The sequence below is a fragment of the Algibacter mikhailovii genome (assembly GCF_014651495.1).
GTDB classification, from domain to species: Bacteria; Bacteroidota; Bacteroidia; order Flavobacteriales; family Flavobacteriaceae; genus Algibacter_E; species Algibacter_E mikhailovii.
Map to the genome: position 1 here is coordinate 1 of NZ_BMWZ01000008.1, position 12,881 is coordinate 12,881.

Genomic DNA, 12,881 nt, shown 5'->3' on the forward strand with positions numbered 1-12,881 from the left:
AAGCCCATTTGCGCCGATGGTACTACATTTGTGGGAGAGTAGGTCGTTGCCTTTTTTGAATCCTCAACATGTATTTGTTGAGGATTTTTTTTTGGGTGGAAGTCAATGATTTGGTTTATATTATAAAGCGATGTCTTAATAATTAATATCTTTAATCTTCTTTAAAGAATAGGACTAGATTTATTTCAAAACATGATGTATACCATTATAGATGTAGAAACCACAGGTAATAGTAATAAGCTTACCGAGATATCTATTTTTAAACATGATGGGACTCAAATTGTAGATGAGTTTACCTCATTAATTGACCCCGAAGTACTCATTCCAGATTACATTACGGCGCTTACAGGGATTGATAACGGGATGGTTGCTAATGCACCAACGTTTTCAGACATTGCACAAAATATTTTGGCGTTTACAGAGCAGTGCATTTTTGTGGCGCATAATGTCAATTTTGATTATAATGCGATTCGAAATGAATTTAAAGCTATAGGGGTTGATTTTAATAGAAAAAAACTGTGTACCATCCGCCTAGGGCGAAAATTAATTCCTGGACATAGATCTTATAGTTTAGGAAAATTGTGTCATGCTTTGGACATTCATATTGCAGATCGACATCGGGCAAGAGGTGATGCAGCAGCCACCGTTGTTTTATTTGAACTTTTACAAGCTCAAGAACATGCAGAAACTGTGTTTCAAGATTTCTTAAGAAAATCATCTAAAGAAGCCACATTGCCTTCGCATTTACCAACTGAAGTGTTTAACAATCTACCAAATGCACCAGGCGTGTATTATTTTAAGAATAAAAAAAATAAGATTATTTATGTAGGGAAAGCTAAAGACATTAAGAAGCGGGTATTAAGTCACTTTTATAGCAAAACTAAGAAGTCTTTAACCATGTGCCGGGAGACTGCTGATATTGACTTTGCACTCTCCGGGAGCGAATTGATAGCCTTACTAATGGAAGATGCAGCCATTAAACAACATTACCCAGAATATAACCAGGTGGCTAAACGCGCGCCTAAAAGGCATGCAATTTTTAGTTATAGGGATAGAAAAGGGATTCTCCATATAGCCTATAACACACTTAAAGCCACACCAAACCCCATATTGATTTTACATTCTATAACCGATTGCCGTCAAGAAATTGAACAGTTGTGTAGTCATTTTGAACTCTGTCCAAAATATTGTCATTTACAAGAAACAACTGGTCCTTGTAATCATTTTAAAATACATTCTTGTAAAGGTGTTTGTAAAGCACAAGAGGATGTTGAAACTTATAACGAACGTGTTTTACGGGCGATTGAAAGCCTTGCAACCAATAAAAGGGATGTTGTTTTAAAACAAAAGGGAAGATACGACTACGAAGATGCCTTTATTATGATTGAAAAAGGCACCTATTTAGGTTATGGCTTTATAGATAAAACAGAACAGATTAATACCTCTGAAGATTTGGAGGTCTTTTTAATACGACAACAAGATAATATAGATATTCAAAAAATAATTAGGAAGGCGCTGGTTGATTTGTGAATATTATTTTTTTCAACGGCAAGAGGGCCAATACAAGAGGCAATATTAGTATCTTGAAATCGAAATTTTTAATTATTAAATGACTGAGAATAGGGAACTGGAATTGGCGTGGCAATTTGTGAACCATACACACCGATCGATTTTTTTGACGGGTAAAGCGGGGACCGGTAAAACAACGTTTTTGCACCGTTTGAAGATGCATAGTTTAAAACGTTTGGTTGTGGTGGCACCCACAGGTGTGGCAGCGATTAATGCAAAGGGGGTGACGATACATTCCTTTTTTCAGATGCCGTTTGGTCCTATTTTACCAGATACGGATTTGAATGCCAGCAAGGGGTTTAACCGCAAGTTTAGTAAGACAAAGATTAGTATTATTAAGAGCATGGACCTCTTGGTAATTGACGAGATTAGTATGGTTCGGGCCGATTTATTAGATGGAATTGATAGAACCTTGCGCCGTTTTAGAAACCGCAATAAAGTGTTTGGTGGAGTGCAGGTATTGATGATCGGGGATTTGCAACAATTAAGTCCGGTGATTAAAGAACAGGAGTGGGATTTGTTGAAGCACTTGTATGCCAACGGGTTCTTTTTTAGTAGTAAGGCATTTAGAGATTGTAATGCGATTACCATTGAGCTGCAGCATATTTATAGGCAGGAGAATCCGAAGTTTATTGAAATTCTCAATGAGATACGCAATAATTCTTTGAGTCAAAGGTCTGCCGATGAATTGAATAAACGATTTGTGCCCGATTTTACACCAGAGCCTGAGACTGGCTACATAAGTTTGACCACACATAATAATAAGGCCGAAGCGACCAATAAGAGTGAGCTGGCAAAATTAACAACGAAACCATTTAACTATAAGGCGGAAGTGGATGGGAAATTCCCAGAGTATGCCTACCCAAATGCTGTAGATTTGGAACTGAGAGTTGGTTCGCAGGTGATGTTTGTTAAGAATGATAGTGACCCCTCGAAACGCTATTTTAACGGTAAGATAGGGAAGGTTATTTTGTTGAGCCGAGATGAAGTTGTGGTACGCTGCCCTGAAGATGATTTTAATATTAACGTAACTCCTGAAACTTGGGAGAATATTAATTATTCGGTAGATACGGAAACCAAGGCCATTACTGAGGAAAAAATAGGCTCGTACACCCAAATACCATTGCGCTTGGCATGGAGTATTACCATACATAAAAGTCAAGGTTTAACTTTTGAAAAGGCGATTATTGATGCAGCTGGTGCTTTTGCGCACGGGCAAACTTATGTGGCTTTGAGTCGATGTAAGTCTTTAGAGGGATTGGTGTTGAAGAGCAAGATACATTCTGATCAAATTATTAGTGATAGGAATGTGACGAGTTTCAATGAAGCTGCTGAGGAGAATGCCCCTGATGAATCTGTTTTAGCAGATTCGCAGAAACAATTTCAGTTGGATTTAATTGCTGAGATTTTTGATTTTTATGGTTTTTTGTATCCGGTGAACCGGATTTTAGATGTCTATTATAAAAACAGAACGGTTATTAAAGGGCCTATTGAAACTACCTTTGTGTCTATTAAAGATTGCATTACTAACTTTTTGAAAGTGGCTAATGGGTTTAATGCTCAGTTAAAACAACTTGTTGTAGATGGTGGTTTACCTGAGAAGAGTACTTTAATACAAGAGCGTTTTAAAAAGGGGGCTGTCTATTTTAAAACGGAGACCGAAACTAAGATTCAAGCCCCTTTAAAGACCTTCGCATTTACCACAGATAACCAAGCCATTGGAGGAGAAATCACAAAACATATAGATGCTTTTGAAGATTTACTGACCGTTAAGCTGTTGTATTTTAAGGGAATGACTAGTGGTTTTGATGCGAAGCAGTTTTTAGAATTGCGGGCAAAAGCAGTTTTTTCTGGAAAGGATAAATCTAAAAAAGCGCGAAAGGCTGTTGTTGATGGTACCAGTAATGTGGAGCTGTTTGAAAAGTTACGTTTGTTGCGAAATGATATGGCGCAAGAAAGAGATTTAATTCATTATCAGATTTTTGCTCAAAAAACACTTTATGAAATGTGTGAAACATTACCAACTACGAAAAAGGAGTTGTTGGAAGTAAACGGCATGGGAAAAACACGTGTTGAGAAGTATGGTGCTGCCATTTTGAAAGTGATTGAAACGTACTGTGAAGAACATGACATAGAGACGAGTGCCGAAGTCGAAATTTTTGATGCTCCAAAAAAGCCCAAGCGCAAAAAGGGTGATACTAAAAAAGAGTCTTTAGCATTGTTTAAGTCAGGGAAATCAGTGGAGGAGATTGCAGATTTTCGTGAGTTGAATATCAATACGATTATTAGTCATTTGTCGAGTTTTATACCTACTGGAGAGGTTAACATAACGGATCTAGTTTCCGAAAAACATTATAAAGAGTTGAAGACTTTGATACCAACAAAAACATTTGAAAATTTGTCTGAATTGAAACATCAGATAGATGAAAAGTATAGTTATGGAGAGATACGATTGGTTTTGGAGGAATTGAGAGGTTAAGCTTTTTCGCCCAGGTCAAATTTTGATGGCGATGGAAGGTATTTGCTAGATCGAGTCGATTTGTTATTTGTAAGGATTTTAAAGTGGTAAGACTATATGTCAATCTATTATGAAATTCAAATTATTTAGTTAAATTAGTGTCCATGAACATCATTATTCAATCTACTCTAAAAACACTTCAAAAAACACAGGTACTATTAGATCATTTATCCAATTCTCAATTGTGTGATGCTTCGGTGTCTCCTTATTATTCAAGTATAGGTTGCCATATTAGACACATACTAGATTTTTATGATTGTATTTTTAATGTTGATCATGATGATCAGGTAGATTTAACGGCCAGAAGTAGAAATAAGGCTGTAGAATCAGACTGTAGTTATGCTCAAGATTATCTGGCTTCTATTGTTGGAAAGTTGAATGTTGTAACTTTTGATATAAATGATACTGTTTTAGTTACTGATGATTTGGGATTAGGTAAAACACAGATTCCATACACTTATGGTTCGTTGTTGGCGCAAGCAAATAGTCATACCATTCACCATTATGCCATTATCAATTATATTTTTGACAGTTTGGGCATTGTTATTAATGATAGTGAGTTCGGGTATAATCCTACTACGCCAAGGCAAGTTTCGGCCGAGTAGATTTTGGCATAAATTAGTACTCTAGCGAATATTTAGGTAATCCTTCCTTTAACTATTTCTTTTTGAACATACTACCCATGATGGTGCGTATGCCTTTAAAAAGCATAATAATAGCCATTGCGGAAATAGCACATCCCAAAATTAATAACGGGAGGTACAGTTTGTCATCTGGTTTACTAAAGGCGAAGCTTAATAATATAGGTCCCATAAACAGGCTGAGTAAAGCGAATGCCATTGTCTTTATCCCTTTAAACAATTCTTTTTTGTCTGTTTTATTGTTTTCCTCCATCAGTATAATTTTTTATGGCGTTTCTTACGCTTTTATGTGTGTTAAGTAGTTCTAAAGCGACCTCTTTAGAAACCTGTATTTCATTCATGATCATTTTGGCACCTCTGTCAACCAATTTGTTATTGCTTAGTTGCATGTCTACCATTTTATTTCCTTTAATATGTCCTAATTGAATCATAGTGGAGGTGGTAATCATGTTAAGTGTTAGCTTTTGGGCTGTACCTGCTTTCATTCTTGAGCTACCAGTAACAAATTCTGGTCCTACAACAACTTCAATAGGAAATTGCGCCGTTTGTGATAATGGGCTATTTTTATTGCACACGATGCACCCTGTAATTATGCCATTTTCATTACATTTTTCTAAGGCTGAAATAACATAGGGCGTTGTTCCTGAGGCTGCGATACCAACTACAACGTCTTTTGGACTAATTGCATAATCTAGCAAATCTTGCCAACCTTGAACTTTAGAGTCTTCAGCAAATTCAACAGCTTCTCTAATAGCAGAATCACCTCCAGCTATAATACCTACAACCAATTCATGTGAGACACCAAAAGTAGGTGGACATTCTGAGGCATCTACAATGCCTAATCTTCCACTTGTACCTGCTCCCATATAAAATAGTCGGCCGCCTATTTTTAGCTTATCTACAATTTGTTGTACCAATGCCTCTATTTGAGGTAATGCCTTTTCAACGGCATAGGGTACTGTTTTGTCTTCATTGTTTATGTTTTGAAGTAATTCTGAAATAGTCATCTTTTCAAGATGATTATAATTAGAATCTTGCTCTGTTGTTTTTATAAAACTCATGGGCTAAAAATACACAAATTTTTGGATTGCAGAAGACATACAACCCTTAGGATTTTAATGTGATTAAAGTATTTCGTGATACCATTACAATCTGTCAAAAATGGACTTTATTTGATGATAATATACCCTAGAAATTTAATAATATGTATTAAAAATAATGCAGTTAAAACCATGTTGGGTTATTCTATGATATAGGTAACTACATCTGTTTCTGTAACTCTAAAATAGCCTAAAGGAAAATTTTCAGGGTTGGTTTCATTAATACAATTACCTCTTACAGTAGTAGGTTGTGTTTGAAAAGGACCTCCTGAACCATCACCATATTGTTGTAACAATAAATTCGTGAATTCATAAGAGCGTTGACTTATTCCGGAAATGGCTATTAGAAGTTCTTCTCCAGCTTTTAAATCTTCGTCTGAATAAAACCCAAAAATCTCATTACCATCTGTAAATTCATCATCATAAACTTCAACGCTTAGCAGGTCTCTATTGATTACAAAAAACTCGAAAAGGTAGAAGTTTTTTATTCCGGCGGGATCTGTGTAAAAAACTTTTATCTCAATATCTTCACCAGAGAAACCACCGTCATTTTTCTGTTCAATTCTATTAATGGGTACTACAGACATCATGGTTTCAGTTCCCGAATAGGTCTCGTTTTCATAAACTATATTGAGCTTGTATTCGCCACCTATAACCGGTAAAAAGTTGGCGTTTTTATAAATCCCGGTATTACCAAATTCAGTGAAATTATATATGTTATTGGCAGCATCAGTTACCGTCACTTGGGCTCCAGTAGCCGGTGGTACACTAGTATCAAAATATGGGGCTGAAAGCGTTAATTTTATTTCTTGTGATTTTCCATCAGTGCCTTTAAGCCATCTTAAGGATGCGTCGATTACTAATTTTGGTTCTGCACTATCTAATTCAACATCAATAACATCTTCGCAAGACATTAGAGTCAGTAAACTAAAAAAGATTATATATTGTAAATTCTTCATACTATCAAAACTTAAAATTATAGGAAACAGAAGGAACAATTCCGAAAATGGATAATCTGGTTGCTTCATTCATGCCTGTTTCTTGGTTTTGTCCAAAAGAAATGGAAGCTGCATTTCTTCTATTGTAAACATTATAAATACCAAATACCCAATAACTTTGCCATCCGCTTCTTCTGTCGGGTTTTGGTGTGTAATTAAAGGCGATATCTAATCGGTTATATGACGGCAGTCTGTCTGCATTTCTATCACTGAAATTCGGAATGTTTAAACCGTTGTATTCATATTGTCCGTTAGGGAATGTTACCGGTTGTCCCGTTTGAAAAATAAAATTGGTGTTCAGTTTCCATTTTTCGTTTAAATCATAACTTCCAGTGAAAGAAATATCATGTGTTTTATCATAAGGTGTTCTGTACCAGTTGCCATTATTTATACCTGTTTCGGCCGGTGTTCTTCCAGGGGTCTGTTGTTCCGATTTTGAAAGCGTATAGGCAAGCCATCCTTTAAAGCGCCCTTCATTTTTTCGAATAAGAATTTCCATACCATAGGATCGGGCTCTACCATTTAATATAACTTGTTCTATGGCATTATTCGCCACTAAATCTGCCCCATCAATATAGTCTATTCTATTTTGGACTTTTTTGTAAAAGCTTTCTAATTCTAAAGAATACCGATTGTTATTTAAGTTTCTAAAATAACCAATGGCTACTTGATCTAATAACTGAGGTTTGATGTATTTACCACTGGGTGTCCATATATCCAAAGGCGTAGGGGAGTTGGTATTTGACAATAAGTGCAAATATTGACTCATTCTATTATAACTAGCTTTTACAGAGCTTTCAGAATTTAATTGGTATGATAATGCTGCACGTGGCTCTAGATTGGCAAAACTAGCAATGACATCACTCCGTTTAAATGTTTCTGTACCTATTGGATCGGCCTTTTCATAAACTTGAAAATCTTCATTAAAATTTACGGCCTGATCATTTTCGTAGATATTCAATTCATCCTGACCTAATCTATGAAAGGTGCTTAGACGTAAGCCATAAGAAAGCGCTAATTTATCAGATAAATTATGTTCAACATCTATATAAAACGCATTTTCAAAAGCGTATTTGTCGGTTAATTTAAATGGGTTTACGCCTGAAGTGGGCACGGTGGGGTTAATGTCACCTGGATTAAACTTATAATATATACTGTTTAGTCCATATTGTAATTTTATCTTTTGACTAAGGTAGTGCTTTAAGTCATATTTTAAATTGAAATTGCGAATACCAGATTTCCAATCAAATTCTACAAAATTCAATTTCAAATCATAATCATAATCGGAATAGATTAAGGATAAATTTGCAAATAATTTATCTGAAAATAAATGATTCCACCTAAAGTTTAATACAGAGTTTCCGTAGGCATTTTCAAAGCTATCTTCTATTCTAAATACATCTCTACCAAAATACCCAGATAGATAGATATTATTTCTGTCATTTAATTTATAACTCAATTTGGTGTTTAAATCATAGAAATAGGCCTTACTAGTATTGTCAAAAAGCGGTAAAAATAAATGTGCGTAACTCGATCTTCCTCCTAGAAGAAAAGATCCTTTTTCTTTTTTAATTGGCCCTTCAAGCAATAACCTGCTTGATACTAAACCAATACCACCATTCATATGAAAGCCTTTGTTATTTCCTTCTTTTTGATAAATATCGAGTACTGATGACACTCTACCGCCGTAACGGGCAGGAATACCACCTTTATATAATCTAAGGTCTTTTATGGCATCAGGATTGAATACAGAGAAGAATCCAAAAAGATGAGATGAATTATATATTGTGGCTTCGTCTAATAGAATTAAATTTTGGTCTGCAGCACCACCTCTTACATTGAACCCCGACGCACCTTCACCTGCAGTTGTAACTCCAGGCAATAAGGTTATGGCTTTAATGATGTCTGCTTCTCCAAGAACAACAGGGATTTCCTTAATGGTACTTGAACTTAATCTATTAACACTCATTTGGGGTTTCTGAATGTTTAATTTCTCAATATCGTCAGTTATAACTACCGCATCTAGACTTTCAAGGGCTTCAGTCAAACTAAAGTTTTTGGTCATATTTTCGGTTAAGGTTATGGTTTGAGAAACGCTTGTATAACCTAGGTAACTAATGACTATTTTATAAGTACCTTCTGGCAGGGTGATTGAGTAGAAGCCATATTCATTGGTTGTGGCTCCTGTTTGCAATTCCGGAATTATAATGTTCACACCAATGAGGGTTTCATTACTTTTTTCCTCTGATATTGTACCTCTTATAGTATATTTTTCTTGAGCATGTAAAGAAAATAGACTAAAACAGATCACAATTAAGGACCAGATAAAATGGTTTTTCATTTACTTGTGATATTTTTCATTTACTTAACGCAGATAGGACGTTTAAGCCAGTTCAATTTTTTTATAAAAATATAAAAAAAGCCTCCAATAAGGGAGGCTTTTTATTTATACTTGATATGTTTAATCTATGCGATTATTGTACTATCCTATGATTGAATTAAATGTTTTACTAGGACGCATCACGTTATTAATGAGTGTTTCATTAGGTTCATAATAACCACCAATATCTGTTGGGCTACCTTGAATATCATTTAATTCACTTACTATTTTCGCTTCATTATCGGCAAGTGCTTTAGCTATAGATGCAAATTCAGTTTTCAAATCTTGATCTTCATTTTGATTCGCTAACTCTTGAGCCCAATACAAGGCCAAATAAAAATGACTACCTCTATTGTCTAATTCTCCAGCTTTTCTTGATGGGCTTTTTTTGTTATCTAAAAGTTTCCCCGTCGCATTATCTAATGCATCACCTAAAATTTTAGCTTTTTCGTTATTGTTAACTATAGAAAAATGCTCTAAAGAAACGGCTAAAGCTAAAAATTCACCTAAGGAATCCCAACGTAAATGGTTTTCTTTAAGTAATTGTTGCACGTGTTTTGGTGCAGAACCTCCAGCGCCAGTTTCAAACAATCCTCCGCCGTTCATTAATGGTACAATTGATAACATTTTAGCAGACGTGCCTAATTCCAAAATTGGGAATAAATCTGTTAAATAATCGCGTAATACATTACCAGATACAGAAATAGTATCTTCGCCTTTTACAATACGTTCACAAGTAAATATAGTTGCTTCAATAGGCGATAATATCTGTAAATCTAAACCTTTAGTATCATGATCTTTTAAATATATATTTACTTTTTTAATTAGTTCAGCGTCATGAGCTCTGTTTTCATCTAACCAAAAAACTGCTGGCCAACCAGTTGCTCTAGCTCTATCAACAGCTAGTTTAACCCAGTTTTGAATTGGAGCATCTTTTGTTTGACACATTCTAAAAATGTCTCCTTCTTTTACGTCCTGAGATAAAAGTATATTACCGTTTGTATCCACAACTTCAACAGTTCCAGCTTCACTTAATTGGAAAGTTTTATCATGAGATCCATATTCCTCAGCTTTTTGAGCCATAAGTCCAACATTTGGTGTTGTTCCCATGGTTACCGGATTAAAAGCGCCATGTTGTTTACAGAAATCAATGGTTGCTTGGAATACACCTGCATAAGATCGGTCTGGAATTAAAGCTTTGGTATCTTGTTGTTGTCCTTCTGCATTCCACATTTGTCCTGAAGTACGAATCATCGCAGGCATTGATGCATCTACAATAACATCAGAAGGGACATGCAGATTTGTAATTCCTTTGTCCGAATTTACCATAGCGACAGCTGGGGCATCTTCATATACGGCGTTAATCGCAGTTTTTACTTCGTCTTCTTTAGCATGGCCTTCTATTTTAGCATAAACATCACCAATACCATTAGTAGCAGAAACACCTAATTCATCAAATAATTCAGCGTATTTTTCAAATACATCTTTGTAGAATACTTCAACAATAGCTCCAAAAATAATAGGGTCTGAAACCTTCATCATGGTAGCTTTCATATGTAATGATAATAATACTCCATTGGCTTTAGCGTCTGCAATTTCTTTTGCAGCAAATGCTTTAAGAGCACTAATACTCATAGTAGAGGCATCAATAATTTCTCCTGCTAATAAAGGAGCGTAGCCTTTTAACTCTTTACCGTTGAAGGTAATTTTAAATTCAGTAGCCTCAGCTAATGTAGTAGATTTTTCTGACCCATAAAAGTCATTAGCCTCCATAGAAGCCACATGAGTTTTGGAGTCTTTTTTCCATTCCCCCATTTTATGAGGATTCTTTTTCGCGTAATGAGAAACTGCTTTAGGCGCTCTTCGATCAGAGTTACCTTCACGTAATACAGGGTTTACAGCACTACCTTTTATTTTGTCGTAACGCGATTTAATGTCTTCTTCAGTAGCATTGGTAGCCTCATTAGGATAATCAGGAATCTTGAACCCTAACGTTTGTAATTCCTTAATAGCGCCTTTTAATTGAGGTATTGAAGCACTAATGTTAGGTAATTTTACAATATTCGCTTCCGGTTGTTTCGCTAATTCACCAAGTAAAGCCAAATCATCTGATACTTTTTGATCTTCAGTCAAAAAATCAGGAAAAACAGCTAATATTCTAGCCGCTAAAGAAATGTCTTTAGTTTCAATATTAATGCCAGACGATTTAACAAAGGCTTTAATAATAGGAAGTAAAGAACGTGTTGCTAATGCTGGAGCTTCGTCCGTTTTTGTATAAATAATTTTAGACATTCGTGTCGGGTTTTAAAGAATTATTACTGTACTAAAAATGAAATCTTAAGAAAGGCTGAAATTTTAGCGATGCGAATATACAAAATTTAGAGCGTATTTAGATTTAATCGAAAAATGAAAAGCTTTTAACAGAATAGTTTTGTAATAATGATAAAAAAGTAAAGGGTAGGTGAGAATAGTTTAAAAAAGAACTACAAAAGTTATAAAAAACAAAAGCCATATCACTGCAGAATTTAATCTCCTTTGACATGGCTTTTTTGAAATAACCTTACTCAACCCTATTGGCGTGTCCACTAATAGTATTTAAAATATTCATTTAAACAAGCGGTTTAAGCAGTGTTAATTCAATGAAACATTTTATCTGATTTTCAAAATGTATTGACCTATCATTACAATGTTTCGTGAACTGTTTTTCTTGATGCTATTAAATCCTTATTCACTTTCGTGTCCAACTATTAACAGCATTGCTTACGTTATTATATTCACTTTCGTTGCAATAACTTTTTAAGCTTTCCATTGTATCACGTGATGTCTATTTTCATATTCACACTAGATATAATGTCATGGCCTTTTCTTATACACGCATACACGTGACTTGATTTGGCCTCAAAAAACAATTTATATTAAAGAACGTTACCTTAATTAGGAATTTATATAAATTCGGTGTTGAATCGAAACCAGTTGTTAATTGTTATAATTCCTGTAGCTAATATATAACCTAAGTTTAATAAAACAAAGAATTTAACTGTATAGATATCAACCGGTTATGAACTGGGGTTATGAACATTTGTTAATAAAAAAAGCCTTGAGTTTTCTCAAGGCTTTAAAGTACTGCTGTTGCAGGTGTATGTTATTAACGTCTACGCTCAGTAATTCTGGCTTTTTTACCAGTAAGACCTCTAAAGTAGTAAATTCTAGCTCTACGTACTTTTCCACGTTTATTAACTTCAATTTTTTGTAATGCCGGTAAATTCACTGGGAAGATACGTTCAACACCAATTGAACCTGACATTTTTCTGATTGTAAAAGTTTCTGAACTTCCAGAACCTCTTCTTTGAATTACTACGCCTCTAAAAAACTGAGTACGTGTTTTGCTACCTTCTTTAATTTCGTAGAATACAGTTATTGTATCTCCAGCTGCAAATACCGGAAATTCTTTTTTTGCTACAAATTCGTCTTGTACAAATTTTACTAAAGATTCCATATCTTTAAATTTAATTTTGATTAATCCAGAACAACATTCACGATTTTCGCCAGAGGTTAATCCGAAATTGGGTGCAAAAATAGGTATTTATTAATAATCAACAAGTTTTTCTGCTTTATTTTTTTGTGCTTTTTCTAAATCAAAAGATTTGTATTCCATATTTCTATTAGAATTCATCT

The 12,881-nt window shown here is 34.8% G+C and carries 9 protein-coding genes; 3 read left to right on the forward strand and 6 right to left on the reverse strand.

Annotated elements, in window-relative coordinates:
* The first annotated feature begins 192 nt into the window (after positions 1-192).
* The 3 genes from IE051_RS15400 (at position 193) to IE051_RS15410 (ending at position 4,692) form a co-directional block, all read left to right on the forward strand.
* The gene (locus IE051_RS15400) at positions 193-1,530 is read left to right on the forward strand and encodes an exonuclease domain-containing protein (RefSeq protein ID WP_189362282.1); all 1,338 of its coding nucleotides are present in this window, start codon (positions 193-195) and stop codon (positions 1,528-1,530) included.
* Between the two features lie 79 nt (positions 1,531-1,609).
* Positions 1,610-4,048, forward strand: a complete 2,439-nt coding sequence (locus IE051_RS15405) for a helix-turn-helix domain-containing protein (RefSeq protein ID WP_189362284.1) — start codon at positions 1,610-1,612, stop codon at positions 4,046-4,048.
* 143 nt (positions 4,049-4,191) lie between these two features.
* Positions 4,192-4,692, forward strand: coding sequence for a hypothetical protein (locus tag IE051_RS15410; RefSeq protein ID WP_189362286.1), 501 nt, complete (start codon positions 4,192-4,194; stop codon positions 4,690-4,692).
* A gap of 52 nt (positions 4,693-4,744) precedes the next feature.
* Here IE051_RS15410 and IE051_RS15415 read toward each other — a convergent pair whose 3' ends face one another.
* The 6 genes from IE051_RS15415 to rplS form a co-directional block, all read right to left on the reverse strand.
* Positions 4,745-4,981 (reverse strand): DUF6095 family protein, encoded by a 237-nt coding sequence (locus IE051_RS15415; RefSeq protein ID WP_189362288.1) that lies wholly within the window; start codon positions 4,979-4,981, stop codon positions 4,745-4,747.
* Entirely contained in the window at positions 4,965-5,789 is an 825-nt protein-coding gene (gene murQ / locus IE051_RS15420; protein WP_189362290.1) for an N-acetylmuramic acid 6-phosphate etherase, read from the reverse strand. The genes IE051_RS15415 and murQ overlap by 17 nt, the downstream gene beginning before the upstream one ends.
* Before the next feature lie 179 nt (positions 5,790-5,968).
* Positions 5,969-6,787 carry a DUF4249 domain-containing protein gene (locus tag IE051_RS15425; protein ID WP_189362292.1) on the reverse strand — a complete coding sequence of 273 codons (819 nt, stop codon included), beginning with the start codon at positions 6,785-6,787 and terminating at the stop codon, positions 5,969-5,971.
* A gap of 4 nt (positions 6,788-6,791) precedes the next feature.
* Positions 6,792-9,167 carry a TonB-dependent receptor gene (locus IE051_RS15430; RefSeq protein WP_189362294.1) on the reverse strand — a complete coding sequence of 792 codons (2,376 nt, stop codon included), beginning with the start codon at positions 9,165-9,167 and terminating at the stop codon, positions 6,792-6,794.
* A gap of 141 nt (positions 9,168-9,308) precedes the next feature.
* Positions 9,309-11,498 carry an NADP-dependent isocitrate dehydrogenase gene (locus IE051_RS15435; RefSeq protein WP_189362297.1) on the reverse strand — a complete coding sequence of 730 codons (2,190 nt, stop codon included), beginning with the start codon at positions 11,496-11,498 and terminating at the stop codon, positions 9,309-9,311.
* Between the two features lie 853 nt (positions 11,499-12,351).
* The gene (gene rplS / locus IE051_RS15440; RefSeq protein WP_189362299.1) at positions 12,352-12,702 is read right to left on the reverse strand and encodes a 50S ribosomal protein L19; all 351 of its coding nucleotides are present in this window, start codon (positions 12,700-12,702) and stop codon (positions 12,352-12,354) included.
* Positions 12,703-12,881 lie beyond the last annotated feature (179 nt).